The organism is Streptomyces sp. NPDC000983, from assembly GCF_040299205.1.
Lineage (GTDB): Bacteria > Actinomycetota > Actinomycetes > Streptomycetales > Streptomycetaceae > Streptomyces.
This window is the reverse complement of sequence record NZ_JBEPBM010000023.1, coordinates 64,171-90,878: the sequence shown is the minus strand read 5'-3', so window position 1 is coordinate 90,878 and position 26,708 is coordinate 64,171. Positions and strand designations below refer to the sequence as shown.

Annotated in this window: 21 protein-coding genes; 5 read left to right on the top strand and 16 right to left on the bottom strand. The window is 72.8% G+C overall.

The annotated features are described in order from the left end of the window. Positions 1–347 precede the first annotated feature (347 nt). A complete protein-coding gene (locus ABT296_RS24980; protein ID WP_351930865.1) occupies positions 348–1,442 on the bottom strand; it encodes a DUF5925 domain-containing protein in 1,095 nt (364 codons plus the stop codon). Positions 1,443–1,573: 131 nt separating this feature from the next. Here ABT296_RS24980 and ABT296_RS24975 point away from each other — a divergent pair, with 131 nt between their 5' ends. Then, positions 1,574–2,983: a GH39 family glycosyl hydrolase gene (locus ABT296_RS24975; RefSeq protein ID WP_351930864.1), complete on the top strand. Its 1,410-nt coding sequence runs from the start codon at positions 1,574–1,576 to the stop codon at positions 2,981–2,983. Positions 2,984–2,995: 12 nt separating this feature from the next. On the opposite strand, the gene ABT296_RS24970 is transcribed toward ABT296_RS24975, so the two are convergent. The 7 genes from ABT296_RS24970 to ABT296_RS24940 all read right to left on the bottom strand — a co-directional run bounded on the left by ABT296_RS24970 (position 2,996) and on the right by ABT296_RS24940 (position 12,548). Next, positions 2,996–6,685 carry a lipopolysaccharide biosynthesis protein gene (locus ABT296_RS24970; protein ID WP_351930863.1) on the bottom strand — a complete coding sequence of 1,230 codons (3,690 nt, stop codon included), beginning with the start codon at positions 6,683–6,685 and terminating at the stop codon, positions 2,996–2,998. After that, a complete protein-coding gene (locus ABT296_RS24965; protein WP_351930862.1) occupies positions 6,678–7,517 on the bottom strand; it encodes a polysaccharide deacetylase family protein in 840 nt (279 codons plus the stop codon). Before ABT296_RS24965 ends, ABT296_RS24970 begins: the two co-directional genes overlap by 8 nt. Continuing rightward, on the bottom strand, positions 7,514–8,500 hold the full coding sequence (locus tag ABT296_RS24960) for a glycosyltransferase family 2 protein (RefSeq protein ID WP_351930861.1): 987 nt from the start codon (positions 8,498–8,500) through the stop codon (positions 7,514–7,516). The genes ABT296_RS24965 and ABT296_RS24960 overlap by 4 nt, the downstream gene beginning before the upstream one ends. Next, positions 8,497–9,318, bottom strand: coding sequence for a glycosyltransferase family 2 protein (locus ABT296_RS24955; protein ID WP_351930860.1), 822 nt, complete (start codon positions 9,316–9,318; stop codon positions 8,497–8,499). Before ABT296_RS24955 ends, ABT296_RS24960 begins: the two co-directional genes overlap by 4 nt. A gap of 339 nt (positions 9,319–9,657) precedes the next feature. Beyond that, the gene (locus ABT296_RS24950; RefSeq protein WP_351930859.1) at positions 9,658–10,755 is read right to left on the bottom strand and encodes a GNAT family N-acetyltransferase; all 1,098 of its coding nucleotides are present in this window, start codon (positions 10,753–10,755) and stop codon (positions 9,658–9,660) included. Between the two features lies 1 nt (position 10,756). Beyond that, positions 10,757–11,131: a hypothetical protein gene (locus ABT296_RS24945; RefSeq protein WP_351930858.1), complete on the bottom strand. Its 375-nt coding sequence runs from the start codon at positions 11,129–11,131 to the stop codon at positions 10,757–10,759. Positions 11,132–11,339: 208 nt separating this feature from the next. After that, a complete protein-coding gene (locus ABT296_RS24940) occupies positions 11,340–12,548 on the bottom strand; it encodes a S8 family peptidase (RefSeq protein ID WP_351930857.1) in 1,209 nt (402 codons plus the stop codon). Positions 12,549–12,865: 317 nt separating this feature from the next. Between ABT296_RS24940 and ABT296_RS24935 the strand changes: the two genes are divergently transcribed. Next, complete coding sequence (locus ABT296_RS24935; RefSeq protein WP_351930856.1) at positions 12,866–13,660, top strand: SGNH/GDSL hydrolase family protein; 795 nt, start codon at positions 12,866–12,868, stop codon at positions 13,658–13,660. 5 nt (positions 13,661–13,665) lie between these two features. On the opposite strand, the gene ABT296_RS24930 is transcribed toward ABT296_RS24935, so the two are convergent. The 4 genes from ABT296_RS24930 to ABT296_RS24915 form a co-directional block, all read right to left on the bottom strand. Then, positions 13,666–15,291, bottom strand: coding sequence for a serine/threonine-protein kinase (locus ABT296_RS24930; protein WP_351930855.1), 1,626 nt, complete (start codon positions 15,289–15,291; stop codon positions 13,666–13,668). A gap of 33 nt (positions 15,292–15,324) precedes the next feature. Then, complete coding sequence (locus ABT296_RS24925; protein WP_351930854.1) at positions 15,325–17,004, bottom strand: nickel transporter; 1,680 nt, start codon at positions 17,002–17,004, stop codon at positions 15,325–15,327. Beyond that, entirely contained in the window at positions 17,001–18,311 is a 1,311-nt protein-coding gene (locus ABT296_RS24920; protein WP_351930853.1) for a tetratricopeptide repeat protein, read from the bottom strand. The genes ABT296_RS24925 and ABT296_RS24920 overlap by 4 nt, the downstream gene beginning before the upstream one ends. A gap of 127 nt (positions 18,312–18,438) precedes the next feature. Continuing rightward, a complete protein-coding gene (locus ABT296_RS24915) occupies positions 18,439–19,971 on the bottom strand; it encodes a DUF4331 domain-containing protein (protein WP_351930852.1) in 1,533 nt (510 codons plus the stop codon). Between the two features lie 208 nt (positions 19,972–20,179). Here ABT296_RS24915 and ABT296_RS24910 point away from each other — a divergent pair, with 208 nt between their 5' ends. The 3 genes from ABT296_RS24910 (at position 20,180) to ABT296_RS24900 (ending at position 21,921) form a co-directional block, all read left to right on the top strand. After that, complete coding sequence (locus tag ABT296_RS24910; protein WP_351930851.1) at positions 20,180–20,722, top strand: sigma-70 family RNA polymerase sigma factor; 543 nt, start codon at positions 20,180–20,182, stop codon at positions 20,720–20,722. Further along, positions 20,719–21,525: an anti-sigma factor gene (locus ABT296_RS24905; RefSeq protein WP_351930850.1), complete on the top strand. Its 807-nt coding sequence runs from the start codon at positions 20,719–20,721 to the stop codon at positions 21,523–21,525. The genes ABT296_RS24910 and ABT296_RS24905 overlap by 4 nt, the downstream gene beginning before the upstream one ends. A gap of 126 nt (positions 21,526–21,651) precedes the next feature. Continuing rightward, positions 21,652–21,921 carry a hypothetical protein gene (locus ABT296_RS24900; protein ID WP_351930849.1) on the top strand — a complete coding sequence of 90 codons (270 nt, stop codon included), beginning with the start codon at positions 21,652–21,654 and terminating at the stop codon, positions 21,919–21,921. A gap of 28 nt (positions 21,922–21,949) precedes the next feature. On the opposite strand, the gene ABT296_RS24895 is transcribed toward ABT296_RS24900, so the two are convergent. The 4 genes from ABT296_RS24895 to hmgA form a co-directional block, all read right to left on the bottom strand. After that, a complete protein-coding gene (locus ABT296_RS24895) occupies positions 21,950–23,146 on the bottom strand; it encodes a CaiB/BaiF CoA transferase family protein (protein ID WP_351930848.1) in 1,197 nt (398 codons plus the stop codon). Positions 23,147–23,305: 159 nt separating this feature from the next. Then, on the bottom strand, positions 23,306–24,454 hold the full coding sequence (locus ABT296_RS24890) for a type ISP restriction/modification enzyme (RefSeq protein WP_351930847.1): 1,149 nt from the start codon (positions 24,452–24,454) through the stop codon (positions 23,306–23,308). A 31-nt stretch (positions 24,455–24,485) separates the two neighbouring features. Further along, a complete protein-coding gene (locus tag ABT296_RS24885) occupies positions 24,486–25,235 on the bottom strand; it encodes a GntR family transcriptional regulator (protein WP_351930846.1) in 750 nt (249 codons plus the stop codon). A gap of 27 nt (positions 25,236–25,262) precedes the next feature. Beyond that, positions 25,263–26,579 (bottom strand): homogentisate 1,2-dioxygenase, encoded by a 1,317-nt coding sequence (gene hmgA / locus ABT296_RS24880; protein WP_351930845.1) that lies wholly within the window; start codon positions 26,577–26,579, stop codon positions 25,263–25,265. Between the last annotated feature and the right edge of the window lie 129 nt (positions 26,580–26,708).

The window sequence follows — 26,708 nt, the reverse complement described above, 5'->3', positions numbered from 1 at the left end:
GGGTCCCGTACCCGGGCCCTGGGGCAACGGCGAGTTCCGTACTCGGGCCCTGGGGTCAGTTGCGGGTTCCGTGCCCGGGCCCTGGGACGGCAGCGGGTCCCGTACCCGGGCCCTGGGGCAACGGCGGGTTCCGTACCCGGGCCCTGGGGTCAGTTGTCGGGTCCCCTACCTGGGCCCCGGGCAGCGGCGGGTCGTGCACCCGGCCCCCGCGACAGCAGCGGGCCCGGTACCCGGCGCCGCGAGAACAGCGGGTCCTGCACCCCGGCCCCAGCGGGAACAGGGGCTCTGAACCAGGGCCCCAGGCCAAAAGCCGGCCCTGAACCAGGGCCCCACGCCAACGGCCGGCCCTACAAATACAGCCCCGCGTCCGCGCCGTCCCGCGGCTCAGGGAGGGCGGTCGGGGACGTGCCCCGGCGCAGGGCGTACAGCTCCGCCAGGGTGGCGCCCTCGCGGCCGACGCCCTCCTCGGTGCCCAGCCAGCCCACCGCCTCCGGCCGGGTCAGCGGGCCGACCTCGATACGGGCCAGACACCGGCCGGGCCGGACCACTGCCGGGTGCAGCCTCTCCAGGTCCTCGTTGGTGGTGACCCCGACGAGGACGTTGCGCCCCTGCCCGAGCAGACCGTCGGTCAGGTTCAGCAGCCGGGACAGCGCCTGCCCGGCCGTGTGCTTGGCCTCGCCGCGGATCAGCTCGTCGCAGTCCTCCAGGAGCAGCAGCCGCCAGCGACCCTTGCCGGACGGGTCCTCCTCGCCGATCGCGATGTCCATCAGATAGCCGACGTCACTGAACAGCCGCTCGGGGTCGAGCACACAGTCCACCTGGCACCAGTCCCGCCAGGAGCGGGCCAGGGTGCGCAGCACGGAGGTCTTGCCGGTGCCGGGCGGGCCGTGCAGCAGGAGCAGCCGGCCGGCGATGTCCTCGGGGGTCGTCTTCATCAGACGGTCCATCGCGTCCGCCACCGGCGCCGTGTAGTTGCCCCGGACCTCCTCCCACGTGCCCGCCGAGATCTGCCGGGTCGTGCGGTGCGGGCCGCGCCGCGGGGAGTTGTACCAGAACCCCATCGTCACGTGCTCCGGCTGCGGTTCGGGCTCGTCGACCGCGCCGTCGGTGGCCTGGTCGAGGACCCGCTTGGCCAGGTCGGCGCTGGTCGCGGTGACCGTGACGTCCGCGCCGCTGCTCCAGCGGGAGACGAGCACGGTCCAGCCGTCGCCCTCCGCGAGGGTGGCGCTGCGGTCGTTGTCGCGGGCGACCCGCAGCACCCGGGCGTCCGGCGGCAGCAGGGTCGCGCCGGACCGTACGCGGTCGATGTTGGAGGCGTGCGAATAGGGCTGCTCGCCCGTCGTGAAACGACCGAGGAACAGCGCGTCGATGACATCGGAAGGAGAGTCGCTGTCGTCGACGTTGAGCCGGATCGGCAGAGCGTCGTGCGGGTTGGCGGACATGCCGCCATGATCGGGCACGGACGCCCCCCGCGCACGGCATTTCCCCCGCGGACCGTTCACCCGGAATGCGCCCGTACTGTTCACCGCGGAAACCTGCCGCCGCCCCGCCACCCCCGTTACCGTTGCCCTCGATGGGACGACATGGGTGGAATTCGGGGACACGGCGGTGGCGGTTCACCGCGCTGCTCGGTGTGGGCGTGGCCGCGCTGGCCCTGGTGGTGACCCTGCTCAACACGCTGCCCGGCAACGGCGCGAGCACCGAGGGCACCTCCCGCGACGGTGACCGGGTGCACGGCACCCCCGCCCCCACCTCGGGGTCCGCGAAGCCCGAGGTCGGCTGGGGCTTCACACACACCCAGTTCAGCGCCGACGAGGGCGACCCGGCCGCCGTACGGCGGGTCGAGCGGCGGCTCGCCGAGGACGAACCGCCGCAGATCCAGCACCTCATGGGCTGGGGCGCCGACAACCCCGAACCGGTCCGGGGCCGCTACGACTTCGCCGCCATGGACCGCCGTATCGACTTCGTCCGCGCCTCGGGCGGCACGCCCGTCGTCACGCTGTGCTGTGCCCCGGACTGGATGAAGGGCGGCGAGGCGGGCGTCGACAACACCGACTGGAGCCAGGCCGCCCTGGAGACCGCGCCGGACCCCGAGCACTTCGACGACTTCGCCGCCCTCGCCGCGACCGTCGCCAAACGCTATCCGGACGTACGGCACTTCATCGTCTGGAACGAGTTCAAGGGCTTCTGGAACGACGCCGAGGGGCGCTGGGACCACGAGGGCTACACCCGGCTCTACAACCTCGTCCACCGGGCGCTGAAGAAGGTCAACCCCGGGATCCAGGTCGGCGGGCCGTACCTGGTGATGGACAGCCTCGACCCCCGCGAGGCGCACGCCTCGAAGTTCCTCAAGGGGAGTTGGGGCGCCATGGACCAGCGGGTCCTGGACGCCTTCGACTACTGGAACGAGCACAAGGAGGGCGCCGACTTCGTCGTCGTGGACGGCTCCAGCTACACCCGGGACGACGAACTCGTCCCCGACGAGTTCGCGGCGACCGACAAGTTCACGGCCGTCGGCGAGTGGGTGCGCCGGCAGACCGGCGGTCGACTGCCGCTGTGGTGGGCCGAGTACTACGTCGAACCCGGCGACGGCGACGACAACCGGCACGGCTGGTCCGAGACCCGCCGGGAGGCCGTGCACGCCGCCGGACTGATCGCGATGGCCGAGGGGGGCGCCACCTCCGGCTTCTACTGGAACCCCGAGGCCGAGACCGGCACCGAGTGCCCCGGCTGCCTGTGGACCCCGACCGACACCGCGGACGGCGGACGCCAACTGCCCCTGTACGACCTGCTGTCCCGGTTCGCCGCCGCCTTCCCGCCCGGCACCGGGTACCGCACCGTGACCGCCCCGCCCCGGGTCCGGGTGCTGGCGAGCGACCGTACGACCCTGGTGGTGAACACCCTCGACCGGTCCACCGAGGTCACCGTCGACAGCGAGCGACTCACCCTTCAGGCCTACGAGGTCAGGTGGCTCGACCGCTGAGCCACCCGCCCCTCACTCGATCGTCAGGAACCGCTGCACCAGCGAGGCCAGCAGCACCGCCAGCAGCGGCAGCGAGAACCAGAAACTGCTCTGCAGCCAGCGCAGTTGACGCACCCCGGGCCGCACCGCGACCCGCACCACCTCGCGCGCCGCCAGCAGCACGATCAGCGCCAGCGCCGCCAGCCCCCCGACCACCGACCACGGCGTCCAGGTCACCTGCGGTCCGATCGGCCCGGGATCGGCCTTCGGGATCTCGCCCGCGGGCTGCTCGCGCAGCGCGTACATCGTCACGTCCTCGTTGACGAAGACCTTCCGCAGCTCCTGGCGCCGGTCCAGGTGGTGCAGGAGCCTCGGCTCCCAGCTGGCCGAGTAGCCCACGTCCATCCGCAGATAGGTGACCTGACTGCGGTTGACCATCAGATACGAGTGGGGTCCCGCGTCCTTCAACGCCTTGACCAGCCCCGACACCAGCACCGGGTCGGTCGGCGCGAGCGTGGGCAGGTACTCGACCTTCTCCATGTCCCGCGCCCCCCACGGCAGCGACGGCGTCACCACGTTGACGGTGTCGTTGCTCAGCCACAGCAGCCGCACGCTCGGATCGTCATGGGCGTACACGAACTCCATCGCCGCGACCTCGCCCGGCCGGACCCGCTCGAAGGGCTCGTTGCCCCAGCGGGCCACCAGGAAGCCGCCGATCAGCACCAGCCCCGCCAGGAACGCGGCCAGCGGAGCCAGACTCACCCGGTCCTTGTCGCGTTCCTCCGCGGTGACGCCGGTGCGCGGGAAGAGGGCCAGCCCGGTCAGCAGGGCGGCGCCGGGCAGCGCGAACATGAACACCCGCAGCGCCATCTCGCCGCCGTAGCTCTGCATGCCGAAGCCGAGGAACGGGACGAAGGTGAGCACCAGCAGCGAGCGCTCGCGGTACTTGTGGTCGCGCCGCCGCCACCAGCCCCAGCAGGCCATCGCCATCACCGAGCCGGCCAGCAGCACCCGCACGTACAGCACCAGCTTGTGGGTGGAGCTGCCGCCCTCGATCCGGCCGGAGACGGACGAGGAGACATTGGAGCCGACCCCGCCGACCCCGCCGAACAGCTCGTCGAAGTGGCCCGACCAGTACGGCTCGGCCATGAAGCCGATCCACGACACCACCAGCACCCCGAACAGCACCGGCAGCCCGCGCAGTTCGCTGCGGCCCACCAGCACCAGCACCGTCAGCACGCCCAGCATCACGAACGGGGTCAGCTGGTGCGCCGGGACGCTCGCCGCGAACAGCGCGATCACCACCAGCAGCAGCACCGCCCGCTGCCGCCGGTCCGTCGGCTCGACCTCCAGCTCGCCGGGCCGCACCCGCGTCCAGATCACCCTCGGCGCCCGGAACCACACCAGCAGGATCGCCGCGAACGCCAGGTACAGCAGATAGGTGAAGCCCTGCGGGGAGAAGTAGTCCTGGCCCACCCAGCCGCTCAGCACGAAGACCCAGATGCCCGTCCACCGCGCCCGCCAGCTCGCCCGCATCGAGCGGGTCAGCAGGAACATCGGTACCAGGTACAGCAGTTGCATGGTCAGCGGCCACCAGCGGACGACCTCGGTCAGGTCCGACACCCCGCACGCCCGCGCCACGAACGCGGCCACCGCGAAGAACCCCGGCCAGCTCCACCGCGCGTCCAGATCCGGCACGGCCGACCCGGTGCGGTCGATGTACTCCAGGAAGCCCAGGTGCTGCCAGGCCGTCGCGAACCGGGGCTCGGTCTCGATCAGCGCGGGCAGGGCGTGCAGCGACACCACCGTCGCCACCAGGGTGACCAGCAGCAGCGCCCGGTGCTCCCGGCCCAGCCAGAGCAGCGAGGCGAACACGGTGACCAGCAGCCCGGCGCCGATCAGCGTGGGCGTGGGCAGCACCGAGACCAGCCCGAGCCCGCCCATCCGGTCCAGGTCGGCCTCGCCGAGCCGCAGCGCCGGCACCCAGTACAGCAGCAGCGCGGCGATCAGCAGACAGCCCAGGACCACCCCGAGGCGGGTCGGCAGCGCGCCGGTCCGCCCGGCGGGCGTCGGCTCCTCGGTCCCGCGCGGCTCCTCCTCGCGCACGGAGACCTCCGGCACGTCCGGTACGACCGCCCGCTCCTCCTCCTCGAACGGCGCGTCCACCTCCGGCTCGGGCCTCTCCGTCGGCGGCCCGACCGCCCAGGCCGGCCGGTGCCCGGGCCGCCGTACCGCGGGAAGGCCGGTGGGCGGGGTGCCGGGGCCCGGCCGGACGTCGGGCCGGCGCTCCAGATGGTCGAGGTCGACATGGATGCCCAGGCCGAGGGTGTCGGAGTCCAGCGCCCAGCCCGCACCCCGCCCGCGCGCCCCGAGGTCGGCCAGGTCGCCGTCGGGCGCGGAGTCCTCGGGGACCTCCGGCGGCGCGGTCCGCACCGTCCGGTAGAGCTTCGGCGCGGCCACCGCCACGATCACCGACAGCGCCACGATCTCGGCGACACCGGCACCGGTCAGCCCCATCCGGGGCAGCAGCAGCAGCGTCAGACCCAGCACCAGCGCGCACAACAGGCCCTGCATCCAAGCCAGTCCCGCGGTACGGCTCTGCGCCCGCAGCACCGCGAAGTAGGTCTCCATCACGACCCGCAGCAGCCCGCCGACGGCGAACCAGCGCAGCAGCGGCGTCGCCGCGTCCGCGTAGCCGGAGCCGAACACCCCGAGGATCCACGGCGCCCCGAAGAACAGCACCGCCGAGACCGGGATCATGATCCTGGCCATCCGCTTCAGCGCGGCCCGGGTGTTGGCGGCGAGCCGGCCCGGGTCGTGCGAGCCCTCGACGGTGAGGGAGGCGCCCATGTTGATGGCGAGCAGGTTGACCGTGCCGCCGATGGTGGCGGCGATGTAGAAGTAGGCGTTGTTCTCGGAGCTGACCTGCGCGGCCACGATCACGGGGATCAGGTAGACCACGGCGAGGGAGAACAGCGAGCCGGTGTAGTCGCCGGCCAGGAACCTGCCGATCTCCTTCAGCGACGGCGTCTTCGCCTGTTCCTCGGTCGACTTCACATGCCGCGGCACCAGCCGCCGGAACACCAGCCAGCCCAGCGGCAGCACCGAGATCGCGATGGCCGCCACCCAGGAGACGAACACCCCGGTGGTCGGCACCGCCGCCGCGAACGCGACCAGCAGCCCCAGCTTCACCGCCGAGAAGGCGGTGTTGCCCACCGGAACCCACAGCGCGCTGCGCAGCCCGGTCAGCACCCCGTCCTGGAGCGTCAGCAGGTTCCACGCGACGACCGCGACCACGAACCCGGCCCCGGCGAGCGGCGTGTCCAGGAACCGGTACGACGGCCCCCACAGGTCCAGCGTCACCAGGAAGACGCCCGCCGCCAGCGCCACGACCACCGAACTGCCCGCGTACGTACGGAAGATCAGCCGCCCGGTGGCCCGGCCCGCGATCGGGATGAACCGGGCGAGCGCACCGGTCAGCGTCACCGCGGTCAGCCCCGCGAGGAACTTCATCGCGGCGATGGCCGCCGAGCCCTGGCCGACCGCGGACTCGGAGTAGTAGCGGGCCGCGGCCAGCCAGAAACCGAGGCCGAGCACCGCGGAGATACCGGTGTTGAGCATCAGCGCGTAGGCGTTGCGGAACAGCTGGCTGCCGCGCCCCGGCGGCCCGGGCGCCCGGGCGGCGGGCTCGGCGGTCTCGGTCGTGGTCGTGGTGTCAGACACGGGTTCGGACGGCCTTCCGGCGTATCTGTCGTGCTCTGCGGACCATCGCGTAGCCCTTGGTCAGGGCGAGGTCCCGGGCGAAGGTACGGGTGATCGCGCGGCCCTCGACCAGCCGCCGGAACTCCTCGGCACCCGTACCGCGGCGCACGGTGACCCGGCGCAGCGCGTACGGCCCCTGCCGGCGCCGGGCGAGCCCGTTGCCGACGGCGAGCGCCTGGGCGTACCCCGTCTCGCGCACCGCCTCGCGGACCCGGCGGCTGGAGTAGCCGTAGGGGTAGGCGAACGACGCCGGTACGGTGCCCAGTTGGTCCGAGACGATCTCCTTGCACAGGATGAGCTCCCGGCGCAGGGTGTCGTCGGGGAGCTGGTCGAGCTGGGGGTGGGTGTGGCTGTGGCCGCCGATCTCCACCCCGGCCGCGGCGAGTTCGCGCACCTGGTCCCAGTCCAGCATGGTGTCCAGGGCGCCGCCGGTCTCGTACGGGCCGCGCAGCCAGCCGGTGGAGACGAACAGCGTCGCCGGGAAGCCGTGCTTGGCGAGCACGGGCAGGGCGTGCCGGTGCACGCCCTCGTAGCCGTCGTCGAAGGTCACCAGGAGCGGGCGCGCGGGCAGCGGGCGCCCGTGCCGCCAGCACGCGGCCAGTTCGGCGGTGCCGACCGGGGTCAGGCCCAGGTCGGCGACGGTGGCCATCTGCTCGGCGAACGCCTCCGGCGTCACCGACAGGGCGCGGGTGGCGTCGTTCGGCTCCGCCGCGACCGCGTGGTACATCAGGATCGGTACGGCGGCCGGGTCGGACACCTCCCCGTGCCCCGGCAACGGGCCCGGTCCACTCATTCCCGTCCCCCCTCGATCCGCGCCACCGAGTACGTCACCGCGCCCCGGCGCGCCCGCACGCTGCCGACGACATACCCGCCGGCCGCCGTCAGCACCCCGGCGACGATCGCGCCCGCCCGACCCGCACCCCCCGGCCGGGCCAGCAGCGCGTCCCGCACCCCGCGGGCCACGCCCGCCGGCAACACCCGTGTGGTGTAACGGCGTTCGGACTCCAGGCCCTTGTCCGCGCCGACGCTCCTCGCCACCAGCGCCTTCGACAGTCCCTCGGCGTAGGCGCGGGTGCGGAAGTACCGGAAGTGCTCACGCGCCTCGGGGACCCGGTGGTGGATGACCGCGCGGTCGTCGATCAGCAGGACCGCGTCGGGCCGGGCGCGGCTCAGCCGGATGCACAGCTCCGTCTCCTCGCAGCCCAGCGGCCGCTTGTCGCCGTCGCGTCCGATGCCGGTGGCGAAACCGCCCGCCGCGTCGAACGCCGTGCGCCGGAAGGAGGCGTTGCCGCCGAGGACGTTGCGCACCCGGACCCGGCCGGGCGGCAGACCGCGGTACGTGCAGCCGACCACCCAGTCGAACTCCTCCGGGAACCAGTCCGGCCGGCGGCCCGAGGCCCACAGGGGTTCGGTGCGGCCGCCGACCGCCATCACCAGCGGGTCCGCGTAGCCGGCGGCGAAGTGCCGCAGCCAGTCCCGTTCGGCGACGGCGTCGTCGTCGAGGAAGGCGATGACCTCGCCGTAGGAGGCGGCGATGCCGGTGTTGCGGCCGGCGGACAGGCCGCGGGGACCCGCGTTGGCGAGCACCCGCACGTCCGCGGCCTCCTTGTACTCCCTCGTCAGGCGCTCCCGGAGCGGTTCGTTGTGGTCGACGACCAGCAGCGTCTCCAGGGCCGGACGGGACTGCGCCCGCACCGAGGCGACCGCCGCGAGGATGTCCTCCCAGCGGTCCTCGGTGTACACGCAGATCACGACGGAGATGTCGGGACCGCTCAAGACACCTCTCCCCGGACCGAGTCGAGCATCGGGGAGCGCCCGGCGCGACGGCGCAGGTCGCGCCGGTTGGAGCGTTCCTTCAGGATCACGTCGAGCACCCGGAACCCGTCCCGCACGGCGCGCAGGTTGCTGGTGCCGTGGATGCGGAGGTATTCGTGGCTCGGTATCTCCTGCACCTTCAGGCCCGCCTTGACGACCCGGATGTTCATCAGGGTCTCCACCTCGAAGCCGGTGCAGTCGAGGTCGATCTTGTCCAGGCAGTGCCGCCAGAACGCGTTGTATCCGTAGCAGAGATCGGTGTAGCGGGCGCCGAACTTGCGGTTGACGACGGCGCACAGGGCCCGGTTGCCGAGCTTGCGGATGAAGGTCATGTCATCGGTGCCGCCGCCGTTGGCGAAGCGCGACCCCTTGGCGAAGTCGGCGCCCGACACCAGCGCGGAGACATAGCTGACGATCTCCTGCCCGTCCGCCGAGCCGTCCGCGTCGACCATCACGATGATGTCGCCGCTGCACGCCTCGAACCCGGTGATCAGGGCGTCCCCCTTGCCCTTGCCCTGCTGCTTCACGACCTTCACCCCGGGCCACAGTCCACGGGCCACCTCCACGGTGTCGTCCGTGGAGTTGCCGTCGACCAGCACCACTTCGTGGATCCAGTCCGGCAGGGTCTTGAACACGTACGGCAGGTTCTCCGCCTCGTTCATGGCCGGGATGACCACACTCACCGGCGGCGCGATGGCCAGGTGCGAGGAGACGGGCCGGTAGGCGCCGGCCGTACGGTATTGATCGCCCGTGGTCGCCGGGCGCAGAACTGAGCTCATGGGTCTGGTCCCTCTCGTCCGGTGGACCGCCCGCCCCTGGGGGACGGCCCGGTTGTGTGTCCGGTTCGAAAGGGGGGTTATTCACTGGCATGACTCACCGGCTCCCGCCCTGGCGACAGCCGATTGCGCGGCACGCCCCGGTCGCACGTACCCCCAGGTACGCAGGCCGGGTGCGGCACCCCCCTACCGCGCCCCGCGCCGGCGCCACCGCGGCCCTGAGCCCTCCCCTGGTCCGCGTAGGTGGTGGTCCGATGCGGGTGAGATGTACGACGGTATTGACGATTGCTTACTTATGGCAAGACCTGGAACAAGGCCTCACGTTTTTTGTTGGTTTATCCGTTACCGCCGACCTGAGCGGATCTTTCCCACCCTCTTCAGCAGCCGGTCGGCGGGTTCGAACAGCTCCGGCCGGGACACCACGACATTGCGCAGGGCCCGTACCGGGGCACGGCGCGCCCGGTGTCCGAGCGCCACCGGGTGACGGCGGGTCACCCACCCCTCGGACACGCTCAGTTCGCGTGTCTTCAGGGAGTCCTTGTACTCCTTCTGCCCCCGGCCCAGATCCAGGTGGGCGATGCCGTCGGCGGCGGCCGCCTCGGCCATCCGCAGATGCAGCACCAGACCGGGGGAGTACTTCGAGAAGGCCGGGTCGTACGCCGGGAACCAGCAGGCCAGCACCCGTTCGCCGCGCAGCCCGAAGTGCGCGGCGATCGGCCGGTCGGCGGCGTAGAGCACCGAGAGGATCCCGGCGAACGACTCGCCGCGGCTGTGGAACAGGTGCTCGACGAGCCGGGTGATCCACTCCTGGGCGAACCGGTCGCTCCGGCCCGTCCTGCGGTACTGCGCCGACTTCCACTCCATGAGGGTGCGCAGCGCCGCCGGGTCCCGTTCGTCGTGCACGTACCGCACGCCCGGGTGGTCGCGGCCCAGCCTGCGGTCCTTGGCGAGCGTGGTCCGGGTGAACTTGGGCGAGCGCGCGCGCAGTCCGGCGAGGTAGGTCTCGTACCCCTGGTCCACGTCGATCACGGGCGACGGGAAGGTGCCGGTGGCCTCCGCGCCGAAGGCGGGCTGGCCCTCGACCAGATGGTCGAACTCCCACACCGCGAGCCCGCACGCCCTGAGCAGTTCCCGGGCGTCCCACTCGAACCCGGGCCGATGCACCAGGCCCTGGGCGTCGGAGACCCCGAGCCCGACGGCCCGGCCGACCCCCGTCGCGGTGCGCTGGTACGGGAAGAACGCGGCCGGTTCGCCCGCCTCCCGCACCACCGCTATCCGCACCCCGGGGCGGCAGCGGCCCACCGCGAGCACGAACTCGGGGGACAGGAAGGGGTTCGCCAGCTCGGGCGATCCGTGCAGATGGGCCTTGGACTGCATCGCCGTCCACGCCGTCCGGTCGGCGGCGGTCAGCTCGCCGGGACGGTACACGCTGATGTCCACGTCAGGAGGTCCGCTCTCTTTCCGTACGGCCGCGCGGCCGTCGTACCGCGACGAGCAGGAACACGAGGGCGCTCAGCCCGGTCACGGCCACGACGCCGCCGGCGGCCGACCAGATGTGCAGGGCCAGCATCGCCTGGGCGACCAGCATGTCGACGGCGACCGCGCCCGCCAGCGAGGCGAGCGCCCGGCCGAAGGGGTCGAGGCCGCGCAGGGCGGCGGCGAGGGCCGCGGCCGGGGCGGCGAGCAGGAGGAACAGGGTGAGCGGGCCGCGCAGCGGTGAGTCGCTGTCGGTGAGTGCGAGCAGCGCGCCGGCCGCCCCCACGGCCGTCGCGGCGCCCGCCAGCAGCGGCGCCAGATCCCCCCGGACCGGTCGCACGCGCCGGGCGCCGTCGGACGACGGTGCCTTCGGTCGTGATGAAGACGTCTTGAGCCTTAAGGTCTGCATGGGCGACTTGCCCCCCGAAGCGCCGGATGCCGGGCTTCAATGTGGCGCAGCCCCGCGGCGGCCGTCAAGACGGCGAGGGCACAACGACGACGGTTCCCCGGAGGCGGTGGGGCGCCTCCGGGGAACCGTGTTTCCCCTGTTACGGGACGAGCTTCAGGAGCCGGTTCGGCGAGCCGCTGCCCGGGCTGGTGACCTTGCCGGTGGTGGCGCCCGCGATCAGCGCCGAGGCGACCTGGGCCGGCGTGGACGAGGTGTGGTTCGCCAGGTAGACCGCGGCCGCGCCCGCGACGTGCGGGGTGGCCATCGACGTGCCGGAGATGGTGTTCGTCGCGGTGTCGCTGGTGTGCCAGCCCGCCGTGATCGACGAGCCGGGCGCGAAGATGTCCAGGACGGACCCGTAGTTGGAGTAGCTCGCCCTGGCGTCGGTGCTGGTGGTGGCGCCGACGGTGATGGCGGTGGAGACGCGCGCCGGGGAGTACGAGGAGGCGTTGGCGGAGCTGTTGCCCGCCGCGACCGCGTAGGTCACGCCGCTCGCGATGGAGTTGGCCACCGCCGTGTCCAGCGAGGTGGAGGCGGAGCCGCCGAGGGACAGGTTGGCGACGGCCGGGCCGGTGGCGTTCTCGGTGACCCACTCGATGCCGTCGATGACGCCCGCGGTGGTGCCGGAGCCGTTGTTGTCGAGCACCCGGACCGCCACGATCTTCGCCTTCTTGGCGACACCGTAGGTCGAGCCGGCGATCGTGGTGGCCACATGGGTGCCGTGGCCGTTGCCGTCGCCGGCGGAGGTGTCGCCGTCGACCGCGTCGTAGCCGTAGCTCGCACGGCCGCTGATCTGGGAGTGGGTGATGCGGACGCCGGTGTCGACGACGTAGACCGTCACCCCGCCGCCCGCGGTGTCGGGGTAGGTGTACGTGCCGGACAGCGGCAGCGAGGTCTGGTCGATGCGGTCCAGGCCCCAGGGCGCGCTCGTCTGGGTGGTGTCGGCGAGCCGGACGCGCTGGTTCTGCTCGACGGAGGCCACCGAGGGGTCGGCGGCGAGTCTGCGGGCCTCGGTGGCGGAGAGGGTGGCGGTGTAGCCGTTGAGGACCTTGTCGTAGGTCTTGCGCACCGAGCCGCCGTACTCCTTGATCAGGCCCTTGCCGGCGCTGGAGGCGGCCTTGAGGCCGCTGCCCTTCTTCAGCGTGACGATGTAGCTGTCCTGGACCGCGGTGGGGGAGCCGGCGGCCAGCACCCTGCCCTCGGCCGGGGCGGCCTGGGCGGGCAGGGCGGTGAGGGAGCCCACGAGGGCGGCGGTCGCCAGAGTGGTTATCGCGGCGAACCGGACCTTGTTGCTACGCAGTTGTGCCATTGCGAGGGAGTCCTCCTCATTGGCGACGCGCGCTCGGGTGGAGCACACGTCTGTGGGGGGTGCGCGCGTGATCGCGCACACGGCCGCGGAGCGTCGCGTTCCCGCTACGGGCTGCACAAAGACTCGGCGATCTACCTGCGTGCAACAAGGGAGTTGAGGGGTTGTCAACAAATCTGTCATGGGCACGTAATCAAATTCATGGTGAACGCACAGAGTGGGAAACGGTTCGGGGTGAGAAATATTGACATGGACACTTCCTGTCAACACGCGTAGCTGCTACGACAGTTGTGGCAGAGATCCTGCTAAAGGGAGGTTCCATGAGACGTTCCCGAATTGCCGCTTACGTCGGCTCGCTCCTCCTCGCTGTCGGAGCCGTCCTCACCGGTGCCGGTTCCGCACAGGCAGCCACCGGGCCCTACGTGGCCCTCGGCGACTCCTACTCCTCGGGTGTCGGCGCAGGCAGCTACATCAGCTCCAGCGGTGACTGCAAGCGCAGCACGAAGGCCCACCCCTACCTCTGGGCGGCCGCCAACTCACCCTCGTCGTTCGCCTTCACCGCCTGCTCGGGCGCCCGTACGGGTGATGTCCTCGCCAACCAGCTCGGCCCGCTCAACTCCTCCACCGCACTGGTCTCCATCAGCATCGGCGGCAACGACGCCGGCTTCGCCGACGTCATGACGACCTGTGTGCTCCAGTCCGACAGCTCCTGCATCTCCCGCATCAACACCGCACGGGCCTACGTCGACTCCACGCTCCCCGGGCAGCTCGACAACGTGTACACCCAGATCCGCGGCAAGGCGCCCAACGCCCGGGTCGTCGTCATCGGCTACCCCCGCTTCTACAAGCTCGGCCAGACCTGCCTCGGCCTGTCCGAGGCCAAGCGCAAGGCCATCAACGACGCCTCCGACTACCTCAACGCCGCCGTCGCGCGCCGGGCCGCCGCGCACGCCTTCACCTTCGGCGACGTCCGCGCCACCTTCACCGGCCACGAGATCTGCTCCGGCAGCTCCTGGCTGCACAGCGTCAGCTGGCTGAACATCGGCGAGTCGTACCACCCGACCGCGTCCGGCCAGTCCGGCGGCTATCTGCCGGTCCTGAACGGCGCGGCCTGACCCCTTCAGTAACTCGGTGAAGGGGAAGCGGAGACCCCGCCCGTCGGGGTCTCCGTGACACAGGTGACCGAGAACGGGACCGAGTTGGACTTCGTCTCCACCGGGTCCCGCACCTCGACGCCGATCTCGTTCTCGAAGGTCCCGCCCTCCTCGCCCGTCGTCACGAACGCGCGGTCCTGCCTGGTGCGCGAGCCGCCCTCGGGGAACGACAGGGTCTTCCAGCCGGAGTCCATGACGTCGCCGTCCCGCGACACCCAGCGGTAGCTCACCTCCGCCGGCAGCCGGCCCACCGTGAACGTCGCCGTGAACGCCGGAGCCTGCTCCTGCGCGGGCGGACAGGCGCCCTCGTACTCGGTGTGCGCACCGGTCAACGTCACCTGCACGGACTGCGGCGCCGGAGTGTCCGACCCGGTCCTGCTCGGGCCCGGCGTCGGATCGCCGCCCCCGGTGTCGTCGTCGTCCGTCTCGCTCGGGGTGTCCTCCGGCTGCGTCACGCCGGTGGTGGCGCCGGTGCCGCCGCCCTCGGTGCCGTCGTCGTCCTGGTTCAGCAGCGCGTACGTCAGTCCGGCGATCGCCAGGGCGAGCGCGGCGACCCCCGCGACCAGCACGTAGCCGGCCCGGCGGTTGCGGCCGGGGGGCCTCGGCGTCCCGGTCTGCGCGGCCGTGGCGGCCGTGGGGGCGGTCGGCGGGCCCGGGTACGGGGCGGGCGCGGGCGCCGGCTGGTGGTGCGACGCGACCGTCGGGGGGTGCGGCACCGACCGGACCGTGTTCGCGCGGGGGGTGCCTCCCCCGGCGCCGACGATCCGCAGTTCCCGCTCGGCCTGTTCGGCGGGCAGCCGGTCGGCGGGGTCCTTGCGCAGCAGCCCCTCGATCACCGGGGCCAGCGCGCCGGCCCGGTGCGGCGGCGGCAGTTCCTCGTCGACGATCGCGCGCAGGGTGCTGAGCGGGGTGTCCTGGCGGAACGGGGAGTTGCCCTCCACCGAGGCGTACAGCAGCACGCCCAGCGACCACAGGTCCGACTCCGGGCCCGGAGTGCGGCCCAGCGCCCGCTCCGGGGCGAGGAACTCGGGCGAGCCGATCACCTCGCCGGTCATCGTCAGCGCGGAACTGCCCTCCACCATGGCGATGCCGAAGTCGGTCAGCACCACCCGGCCGTCGTTGGACAGCAGTACGTTGGCCGGCTTCACGTCCCGGTGCAGCACCCCGGCCTCGTGCGCGGCCCGCAGCGCCGCCAGCACCTCGGCCCCGATGTGCGCCGCGCGCTGCGGTGGCAACGGGCCCTCCGCGTCGAGGAGTTCGGCGAGCGAGACACCGCGCACCAGCTCCATCACGATCCACGGGCGGCCGTCCTGGGTGGCCACGTCGTACACGGTCACCACATTGTGGTTCGTCACCCGGGCCGCCGCCCACGCCTCCCGCTCCAGGCGGGCGTACATCCGCTGCACCTCGGAGTCCGGCAGGCCGTGCGGGGCACGCACCTCCTTGACGGCCACCTCGCGGTGCAGCACCTCGTCCCGGGCCCGCCAGACCGTCCCCATGCCGCCCTCGCCGAGCGGCGCCAGGAGACGGTAGCGGCCCGCGATCACTCGTTCACTGCCCGGTGCGTCGGACACGGGCGCCCCCATTCGCATGCGCGCGAAATCTCCCTTTCCTCACAAAGTAGCTCAGCCGAGTGCCGATGCCGCCCCCTTGAGCACCAATCCGGCCCCAAGAGCTACGACGACGAACGCGGACAACAGCGGTGCCGTACGGCGGACCAGGCCGGTCAGCGGATGGACGGCCCAGCGCGGACGCCGCTCCAGCAGCCGGCCCGCCCCCGCCCCGAGCCGTACGACGGCGAACCCCGCCGCGGTGAGGGTCAGGGCGAGCCCGACCCCGTACGCCACGACGAGCAGCAGCCCGAACCAGGCGTGCCCCAGCGCGGCGGCGCCGACCAGCACGACGACGGCCGACGGACTGGGCACCATGCCGCCGGCGAACCCCAGCAGGATCGTGCCGCGCACGGTGGGGGCGACGGCGTGGGTGTGCGTGCTGCCGCCGTGGGTGTGCGTGTGGGTGTGGGGGGTGTGGTGCGGGTGTTCGTGGTGGTCCGGGTGTTCGTGGTGGTCCGGGTGGTCGTGCTGGTGGTGGTCGTGGCCGTGGTCGCGTTGATGCGGCTGATCGGCGTCGTGGTCGTGGCTGTGGTCGTGATCGTGTGCGTGGTCGTGCCCGTGGCTGTGGTCGTGCCCGTGCTCGGTGCTGTGGGCGCCGACCAGGGCCGGGGTGCGGGTGCGGGTCCGTGGTCGGGGGGCCGGGTGGGGATGCCGGTGGGCCCGGTGGTGCCAGGCGCGGCGCAGCAGGGTCGCGCCCGCCGCCATGACCAGGGCGCCGCTCGCGATCCCCAGCCAGGCGATCACGGACGGCGCCGCCGCCGACCCGGCGGTGACCAGCAGGCCCAGCGCGACCACGCCCAGGGTGTGGGTGACGGTCACCGACGCGGCGAGCGGCAGCACGTCCTTCATCCGGGCCCGGCCGCCGCGGGCCGCGGCCACGGCCGCCATCAGCGTCTTGCCGTGGCCGGGGGCGAGGGCGTGCAGCGCGCCGAGCCCGACGGCGACGAACAGGGCCAGCGCGGCGAAGCCGAAGGTGAGGTCCTCACGGGCGACCAGGGAATCCAGGGCGCGCGTCCAGCGGTCGGCGCCGCGCGGCAGCACGGAGGCGGCCGGGGCGTCCCGCTCCTCCTCGGCCAGCGCGGGCCCGCCCGGCCGCACCCGCAGCGAGGCGGAGCCGGTGTCAGCGGGAGAGGACAGCAACTCCTCGGGATAGGAGGTCAGTTCACCGGAGAGCGACTCCTCGGGCACGTCGGAGGCGGCCAGCGTCATCCGGTCGCCGCGCGCGGTGACCTCCCGCCAGCCCGGCCCGGCCTGCGCCCCCGCGGCCCGGAAGCCGATCTGCGCACTCCCGGACTCGGGCAGCGGGGCGCGCAGCGCGCACTCCACCCGCAGCGTGTCCAGCCCGGCCTGCCCGGGCCGCACCCGCGCCCGCGCGCTCTCCACGGTGAGGGCGACCGTACGGCCGTCCACCGTGACCGCGCTGTCCCGGGCGGCGCTCGCACACCTGCGGTCCGCCCACTCGGTACGGCCCAGCCGCTCGATGTCCGGTGCCGCCTGGGTGGCCGGGATCTCCGCGAGGTCCTCGACGTGCCGCACGCGCAGCACACCGGGCGCGGCGACGAGTCCGTCGTAGCGGTTGACGGTGAAGTTGCCCAGCGGGTGCGCGCTCGCGGACGCGGAGGGGAGCAGCACGAGCGCGCCGGCGGCCGCGAGCACGGCCGCGCCGGAGGCGGTGAGGCGACGGAGGTTCACGCGTCGGCCTCCAGGTCCTTCAGGGCGGCCCGGGCCTCATGGGCGCCCAGCGGTGAGAAGCCCGGGTTCAGGCGCAGGGCGGCCGAGAGGTGCTCGCGCGCGTCCCGCTCCTCGCCGGCGCCGAGTTCGATCATGCCGCGGTGGTACAGGAACACGGCGTTGCGGTATCCGGTGGCCGTCGCGCGGCGCGCGTAGGGCAGCGCCTCCTCGTCGCGGCCGTTCACATGCAGCGCCCAGGCCAGGGCGTCGGCGGTGTGCACGGTCCGGCGCCGGTCCCACTCGGCGCGGGCGGCGCCGAGGGCGGTGCGGGCGTCGCCGTGGTCGGCGGCGGCCAGCGCGGTGTCGAGGTCGACGTTGACGCCGTTGGCGCGGGCCAGCGCGGTCCAGGCGTCGACCAGCGCGTACTGCTCGCCGGCCCGCTCCCGGTCGCCGTCCGCCTCGTACAGCTCGCCGAGCACGACCAGCGGCCCCGGCAGCGGTGAGCGCGCGACGACGGCCTCCATGCCGCGCACCGCCTCGTCCCGCTGCCCGGCGGCGGCCTGCGCCCGGGCGCGGCCCTCCAGCGCCGGGAGGTAGGTGTCGTCGGCGGCGAGCGCCCGCGCGAAATGGCGCAGCGCCTCCTCGTGGTCGCCCTGGTTCCAGGCGAGCTGGCCGAGCTGCCCCGCCACGTACGCCACGTCGCCCGGGGTGTGCGCCGAGGCCAGCGCCTGCTTCAGCACCCGCTTCGCGGTCCTCACGTCGCCCCGCAGCTCGTGCACGTAGGCGTACCGGGTGAAGACGGGGATGCCCGGGCGGCGCGCGTCGGCCGTGTCGGCGGCCTCGGCGGCCTCGTCGTACCGCCCGAGTTCGACCAGGGCGTCGACGCGGGTGGCCAGCGCCCGCTCGTTGTAGGGGTTGGCCGCCAGCGCCCGCTCCGCGTGGGCGAGGGCGCCGGGGAAGTCGTGCCGGGCCGCCGCGAGGGCGGCGCGTCCGGCGAGTGCCGGGTCGTTGCCGGGCTCCAGCGCCAGGGACCGCTTCAGCGCCCGCTCGGCCTGCGGGTACCGCGAGGGGTCGCCGCCGGTCCTGGCCTGCTCCACGTAGGCGAGGCCCAGCGTCGCCCAGCCGGTGAAGTCCCTTGGCTGCTCCCGCAGATGACGCTGGAGCGCGGACACGTCGGTGTCGAGGTCCCCCGTGGTCAGCCCCACCGGTGCGACGGCGGGGACGCCCCCGTCCGGGGTGTCCCGCCCGCCCCCGAACGCGATGGTGCCCGAGGTGAGCGCGACGGCCAGCAGCCCCGCACACAGACCGAGTCGAGCCCGCGAGTTCATGCCTTCTCCTGAATCGTCATACGCGCGACGGGAATCGTCATACGCGCGACGGACGGTTGATGAGCGCCCCGGCGGGGGCGCGGGGAACCGGACGGCCTGCGCCGGGCTCCCCGCGCCCCGGCGGCGGCTAGTACGCCCGGTCCCGCGCCCGTCGCCACCACAGCAGCCCGGCCCCGATCAGGGCGACACCGGCGGCGCCGGCACCCGCGGACGTGGCGATCAGCGTGGTGTCCGTGGACGTCCCCGAACCGGCCGGCGACAGCGCGTCGCCTATCTGGTTGCGCACGTCGTTCCCGCCCGAGACGCCCTTGGCCAGCGGCCCCCGGGACCCCTCGGTGGGCAGTGCCACGTACGGGAACGCCTTCTCGAACTTCTTGTCGTTCTTGTCGACGGCGTCACCGAGGTCGTTCTTGGAGCCGACCAGTTCGCCCTCGACGACCTGGAGCGACACGTCGATCACGTCGTCCGTCAGCCGGCGCCCGTTGGGGAAGCCGGCGTTGTCGCCGTCCAGCACACCGAGCCGCTTGGGCTTCGCGGCCGGCTTGACGGAGGTGTTCAGCCGCAGCTGCTCCGAAGGACGTACGTGCGGCGGCTGGTTGAGGCCCTCCACGCCCTTGAGGAACACGTCCACGAGGTCGTTGCGCGGCTCGGCGGGCGCCGGGATCTTGTAGATCGCCTCGATCAGCTTGGGCAGCTCGGGGTTGGTGACGTTCTTCAGGAACTGCCCGTCGTTCCAGGGCGCGCTCGCGTTGAACTTGTCCTTGTCCTTGATGGGGTTGACGACCTCGTTCACCAGCGGCATGCCCAGCCGGGACACCTGGGTGAACTGCCCCTGGGCGTTCTTGCGCTGGGTGGTCGACCAGATGCCCACGATCGGCTGCTCCGCCGACTCCGTGAGCATGTGCGACGGCACCTGGAGCGCGATGGAGTTGACGTTGTAGCCCTTGAGCGTGTCGTTGCCGACCTCGCTGAGGTTGCCGCCGTAGAGCAGGTCGAACACCCGCAGGTCCAGGAAGAACGGGTCGTCGGCCTGGCCCGCGAACGAGGAGGCGCCGCCCGCGAGTTGGTGCACGGCCTGGGAGCGCAGCTTGGCGTAGTCCGGCATGGACGCCTTGCCGACGTTCGACGGCGCCACCGGCACATCGTTGGCGATCTTCGTCTTCGCCACCAGGTGCTGGTTCTTCAGCCGCAGCAGGTCGATGTCGTACGTCTGCGTGACGTTCAGGTCGGGGTCGTCGAGGCTCTCGACGGCCCCCGTGTTGTACAGGAAGGTCTTCTTGTTCTTCACATGCGTCTTGAAGGTGAACCTGTAGAGCAGTTCGCCCTGCGCGTCGCCGTTGTTGTCGATGTGGATGTCGTACTGCGCGTCCTCGGCGAACGGGAAGAAGTTCGGTCCGCCGGCCGGCTCCTCGAACGGGATCCAGTTGGCGACGATCGTCGTCGTGTCCGGCTTGTCCGGGCTGACGAACGCGTACACGTCCGTGTTGTCGTACTGCGGAGTCCCCGAGATCAACGGGGCCTCCCGGTGGCTGGAGGCGGAAGCCGCCTCCGGTTCCAGCACGGTGACGCCGGCGGCCGCGAGCCCCCCGGCGGCCAGCGCACCACAGATGAGGGTCGCCACGCCGGCCCGTCGCGGGCCGCTCCTGGAGATAGGTGTCATGCCGTCCGTCCTCGGTTCAACTTGCCTGACGCACCGGGATTCGGAGCGGGGCGGGGAGCGGATTGGTCGAACCCGAAAACTGATTCCGCGCCCCGCCGACCCGCGTTTTCCGCCTTCTGATCCGTAACCCCATCCGGAGGTGGGTGTGTTGCGAATACCTCGTGGGGCGGGGCGGCCGAGGTGCGGTCTCGCGGGAGGGGGAGACGAGTTGGAGGCGGACGAGCTCCTGGTGCTGGTGGCCGGCGGGGACCAGCAGGCATTCGAGGAGTTGTACTCGATCGTGTCCGGACCGGTGTTCGGACTGGTACGCAGGGTCGTGCGGGACCCGGCGCAGTCGGAGGAGGTGGCGCAGGAAGTGCTGCTGGAGATGTGGCGGTCGGCGGGGCGGTTCGATCCCGGCCGGGGCAGCGCCCTGTCGTGGATCCTCACCCTCGCCCACCGCAGGGCCGTGGACCGGGTGCGCAGCGTCCGCGCGGCCGGTGAACGCGAGCAGCGCGAGGCGCTCAGGTCCCACCACCCCGCCTTCGACCAGGTGTCCGAGGAGGTCGAGGCGGGCCTGGAGCGCGAGTGGGTGCGCCGCTGCCTGGACCGGCTCACCGCCCTGCAACGGCAGTCCGTCACCCTCGCCTACTACGACGGCTACACCTACCGGGAGGTCGCCGAGCGGCTCTCCCTTCCGCTCGGCACGGTGAAGACCCGGATGCGGGACGGGCTCACCCGGCTGCGCGAGTGCCTCGGGGGTGCCGCATGAGCCTCTTCCGCCGGGCGGACCTCCACTCGCTGGCCGCCCCCTACGCCCTCGACGCCCTGGAAGCGGGGGAGCGCGTGCGCTTCGAGAAACACCTGCGGTCGTGCGAGCGGTGCGCCGCCGACGTACGGACCCTGTCCGAGGACGCGGTCCGGCTCGCCTGGTCCACCTCGGCCCCGCCGCCGGCCGCGATGCGCGAACGGGTGCTGGCCGCCGTACGGGCGACTCCGCAGGACGGGGCGCGGACGGCCGCGGCCGAGGCGCGGGCGCGGGAGCCGCAGTTGCCGCCGCATGTGTGGGGCGCCGGTCCGCCGCCCCGGAGCCGGGCGCGGCGGCCGCTGTTCGTGCCCTTCGCCACCGCCACCGCTGCGGCCGCGCTGGTCGTCGCCTCCCTGTTCGCCGTCCAGGCGAACCGGACGCAGGAGAGTCTGGACGCCGAGCGGGCGCAGGCGCGTGAGATCGCCCACGTTCTGGCCGCTCCGGACGCCCGCGCGAGCACCGGACGGGACGCCGAGGGCCGAAGTATCGGAGTAGTCGCCTCCGCATCGGAGGGGCGCGCGGTCGTGACCCTCGGCGGGTACGAGGACCTCCCGGCCGACCGCGTGCATCAGCTCTGGCTCATGCGCCCCGGCGCACAGCCGCGCTCCCTGGGGCTCTTCAGCGACGACACGCCCTTGGCCGCGGCCGGATTGGACAAGTCCGCGACGTCACTGGCTGTGACCGTCGAACCCGGCGGCGGGTCGGCGCAGCCCACGACTCAGCCGGTTGTCCAACTCGCCCTGAAATCGGTTGGATTCGGAGAGTAATCAAGGACGCGTCGTCAACACCCTTACGGGGAAGGTGAATCCTGTGACCGCGATACACGAGTGCCCCGAGGGGGCGATAGGGTTACCCTGCCCGGGCCGGGTGGACTCGTACGGGTGGGGAGTGACATGGAACAGATAACAGTGCGCAGCAGGGCGAGGGTCCCTGCGATCACCTGCGGGAGCAGTGCGACCAGTTCGCGCCTCGACCGCCATCTCTCGGTGCTGGCCGGCCCCGCCGTGCCCCAGCGGGAGACGGCCGAGGCGACGTCACTGATCGTCGAGCTCACCGCGCGTGACAGCGCGCACGACCGCAGCGCCACGGGTGCGCGGGTGAGCCGGGTCTCGCTCTTCGCGCCGCTGCGTCGCCTGCGCCGTTCGCTCTTCGGCGGACGCTGAACGACACCGGCGTTCCAAGGGCCCGCGCTCAGGCCGCCACACCGTCCCGGCGCAGCGCTGCGATCTCGTCGTCCGTCATCCCCACGGCTCGCAGCAGCGCCTCGGTGTGCTCCCCGAGCGCGGGCACGTCCCCCATGCGTACCGCCCTTCCGCCCGGCAGCGTGATGGGCGGCAGCAGAGCCTTCAGCGGCCCCACCGGCGTCCCCACCTCCCGCCACCGGTCCCGGGCCGCCAGTTGGGGATGCGCCGCCACCTCGCCCAGGTCCCGCAGGCGCGCGCAGGCGATCCCCGCCCCCTCCAGGCGCGCCAGCGCCTCGCCGGTGCCGAGCGTGCCCAGCGCCTCGGCGACGAACCGGTCCGTGTCCTTGCGGTTGCGCACCCGGGCCGCGTTGGTCGCGTACTCCGGTTCCACCCCCAACTCCGGCCGCCCAAGCACCTGTTCGGCCAGCCGCCGCCACTCGCGGTCGTTCTGCACCGACAGCAGCACCCGGCCGCCGTCCGCCGTCGGATAGGCGTCGTAGGGGGCGATGACGGCGTGCGCGAGACCCGTGCGCGCCGGTGCCGTGCCCCCGTGCATCGTGTGGTGCAGCGGATGCCCCATCCACTCCGCCAGCGACTCCAGCATCGACACCTCCACCGGCCCGCCCCGCCCGGTCACGCCCCTGCGCACCAGCGCGGCGAGCACGCCCGAGAAGGCGTACATGGCCGCCGCGATGTCCGCCGCCGGGATTCCCGCCTTCACCGGCTGCTCCGGCGTCCCGGTCACCGACACCAGCCCCGCCTCGCACTGCACGAGCATGTCGTAGGCCCGCTTGTCCGCGTACGGGCCGCCCGCGCCGTAGCCGGAGATGTCGACGGCGACCAGCCGCGGGTGCGCGGCGCACAGCGTGGCCGCGTCCAGGCCGAGCCGGGCGGCGGCGCCCTGGGCGAGGTTCTGCACGAAGACGTCGGCCTGCCCGGCGAGCCGCCGTACGACGTCCAGGCCACGCGGGTCCTTCAGGTCCAGCGCGATCGACTCCTTGCCGCGGTTGCACCACACGAAGTGCGAGGCGAGGCCCGAGGCCGCGGTGTCGTAGCCGCGCGCGAAGTCACCGCCGTCGATCCGCTCGACCTTGATCACCCGGGCGCCGAGATCGGCGAGCTGCCGGGTGGCGAAGGGCGCCGCGACGGCCTGTTCGACGGCGACGACGGTGATGCCGGCGAGCGGCGGGGGCTGCGGTTCCATGCGGCCGATCATGACCTCTGCGTGACGGGTTTGTCATGCACGGCGGGGTGGCCGGGTGGCCGGTGGGTCCGGTCGGCCGACGGGGTCCGGCGGGGCCAGCAGGTCCGGCCGGGTTCGCGGTGACCGTGGCTGTCCGCCGCTCCGGGGCGCCGTCGTCGTTCACAGCAGGGTGAACTGCCCCTCCGGGCCCTCCTCCTGGTGGTCCAGGACCGAGGCCGGTCTGCGGGCCGCGTCCGGTACCGGGAGAACTCCCGCCTCGCGCAGCTCCGTCGCCGTGACCGGAGCGGTGACCGTGAACCCTTCGAGCAGGGGCCGGAGTTCGGCGAGCAGGGCCAGGACCGTGATCAGTTCGAGGAGTTCGGAGGTCCAGGTCTGCGGCCAGGTCCGCGGGCCCAGCGCCGCGAGGGTGCCGGGCTCCGCCGTACCGTCGGCGCGGGCGGTGAACCAGCGCTCCAGGACGCGGACGCCGTCCACCTCGTAGTCCCAGGCCCCGGGCGGGACCGGCGAGAGGCGGCCCTCGTCGAGGTGCAGGGTCTCCTCCTCGCGGTCGTAGTACAGGCCCGAGGGGCGACCGGGCAGCGGAGCGCGGACGTAGGGGCGCCGGCCGCCGGGCAGCTTGGGGCGCTCGCCGTCCCGGCGCATCAGCCACAGGACGCGGTGCCCCAGCTCCACTCCGGCCGCCCACTGCCCGGGGTCCGCGGTGAGGGGCACCGTCAGGTCGGGGCGGGCCGCCGCCAGGGTCCAGGCGAGGAGGTCCTCGGGGGTGGGTGTCCGGCCCAGCCGCCGGGCGAGGTGGTCGAGCAGGCCCGGGGCCAGGTTCGGCTCCGTGCCGCCGGGGCGCCGGTACAGGGGGCGGACCCGGCCGGGGCGCAGCAGGGGCAGCCGGGAACTGGCGACCAGCCGGTCGGGCGTCTCGACCAGGAACGTCTGGTGGGCGTCCGCCACCCGCCACAGCTCCGGGCGCGCCGAGTCGATCAGCCGGTGGTCGGGGATCAGCCACTGCTCGTCGAAGGGGGCGTGCAGCACCCGCACCGGCTCCGGGCACGGCCCCACCGCGCGGGCCAGCTTCTCCGTACCGCCGCCGCGGCCCGGCAGCTGCGGCACCGCCGAGTGCAGGGTGCGCGAGCGGGTCGGCTCCAGCAGCGCCTCGCGGTGCGGGCCCTCGGCCTTCACGAAGGCGTCCCAACGGGCCTTGAGGGAAACCGGATCGGGGCCCGCCGGCCAGCCCCGGCCGAGCCGGAGCGGTGCGACGGACCACGGCATGAGGTCCGCCAGCGGCGGCGCGTCGTCGTGCGTCACGCTGGGCATCGTACGACGTGCCCGTTCCCTCGGCCCGGCCCTACGTCGCGTCGAGGGTGACCGTGAAGGAGAAGCGGTCCCCCCGGTAGTGGATGACGGCCACGTCCAGGGCGCGGCCGTCGGAGTCGTAGGTGACGCCCGTGTAGTGCAGGATCGGGCTCAGCAGGGGCACTTCCAGCAGCCGGGCCGTCTCCGGGTCCGCCAGCCGCGCCTCCACCGTGTCCGTGATGCGGCTGATGTCCGCGCCGACGGCGTCCCGCAGCACCTTCGTCATCGGCCACCGCGCCAGATCCGCCGGATCGACCCGCGCGGCCAGCTCCGGACGCACGTAGTTGCGGGCGTGGTTGGTCGGCTCGCCCGTCTTCTCGTCGCAGCGCAGCCGGTGGTACGTGCCCACCTCCTCCAGGTCCGGGAAGTACTCGGCCAGTTCCGCCGGCACCGGCCCCCGGCCCCGGTCCAGCAGCCGGGTCGACATTCCCGACTGCTGGGCCACGATCGCGTCCACCGAGCCCAGCAGCCGCACCGGGGCGCCGCGCCGCACATGCGGCTCGATGAACGTGCCCCGCCGCCGGTGGCGGGTGATCAGCCCCTCGTCCTCCAGCTCCTTCAGCGCCTGCCGCATCGTCAGCACGCTCACGCCGTAGTGCCCGGCCAACTGCTCCTCGGTGGGCAGCCGCAGCGGGTCCTGGGGCCTGCGGCCGAGTATCGAGGCACGCAGCGACTGCGACACCTGGTACCACAGCGGCAGTTTGCGGTTGAGGACGATGGAGTCCGGGGCGAAGGAGGTCACGGGGCCATCCGTACCGGCAGGAGTTGATCAGTGCAAGGGGCGGAAGTGGCGTTCGAGGCCCTGCCACACGTCGTCGTAGTGCGGCTGGAGCTCTTCCGAGCCCGCCGCGTGCGCGGTGAGCGTCACCGGCCACCGGGTCTCGAACATGAACGCCAGCCCGTCGTCGATCTTCTGCGGCTTCAGCTCGGCCGCGCTGGCCCGGTCGAAGGTCTCCCGGTCCGGACCGTGCGCCGACATCATGTTGTGCAGCGAGCCCCCGCCCGGCACGAAACCCTCCGCCTTCGCGTCGTAGGCGCCCTCGATCAGGCCCATGTACTCGCTCATCACATTGCGGTGGAAGTACGGCGGCCGGAAGGTGTCCTCGCCCACCAGCCAGCGCGGCGCGAACACCACGAAGTCGACGCCCGCGAGCCCCGGGGTGTCGGACGGCGAGGTCAGCACCGTGAAGATCGACGGGTCCGGGTGGTCGTAGGAGATCGAGCCGATCACATTGAAGCGGCGCAGGTCGTACACGTACGGCACGTAGTTGCCGTGCCAGGCGACCACGTCCAGCGGCGAGTGGTCGTACGTCGCCGACCAGAGGTTGCCGCCGAACTTGTTGACCACCTCCACCGGGCCCTCCACGTCCTCGTACGCGGCGACCGGTGCCTTGAAGTCCCGTGCGTTGGCGAGGCCGTTGGCGCCGATCGGGCCGAGGTCGGGCAGTCGGAAGGGCGCGCCGTAGTTCTCGCAGACGTACCCCCGGGCGCTGTCGTCGAGCAGCTCCACCCGGAAGCGGACCCCGCGCGGGATCAGGGCGACATGGCCCGGCTCGGCGTGCAGCAGGCCGAACTCGGTGCGCAGCAGCAGCCCGCCGCGCTCCGGGACGATCAGCAGCTCCCCGTCGGCGTCGCTGAACACCCGGTCCATGGAGGCGTCGGCGTGGTAGAGGTGCACGGCCATACCGGCGCGCTGCGTGGCGTCGCCGTTACCGCCGAGCGTCCACAGGCCGGCCAGGAAGTCGGTGCCCTCCGCGGGCTTCGGCAGCGGGTTCCAGCGCAGCCGGTTGGGGTCGGGCACCGACTCCGTGAAGGGCGCGGAGCGCAGGGTGCCGTTGTAGGTGCGGGTGAACGCCGGGTGGGCCGCCGACGGGCGGATCCGGTACAGCCAGGAGCGGAGGTTGTGGGCGCGCGGCTCGGTGAAGGCGGAGCCGCTGAGCTGCTCCGCGTACAGCCCGAGGGGGGCGCGCTGGGGCGAGTTGCGGCCCTCGGGAAGGGCGCCGGGCACCGCCTCGGAGCTGTGCTCGTTGCCGAAGCCGTGGAGATGGTCCAGCCCCTCCGCGGCCTTCCGCGCTTCCCCGCTCATGATCGCTCCCTTGCCTCGGAATCCTATGTATCACCGTAGGATTGCGCTCCGGCGGGCGCAAGGGGGGTACGTGCGCGAAGCTGGATCTCCTCATTGCGGACGATCTGAACCAGCCCTCAGGGGGATCCC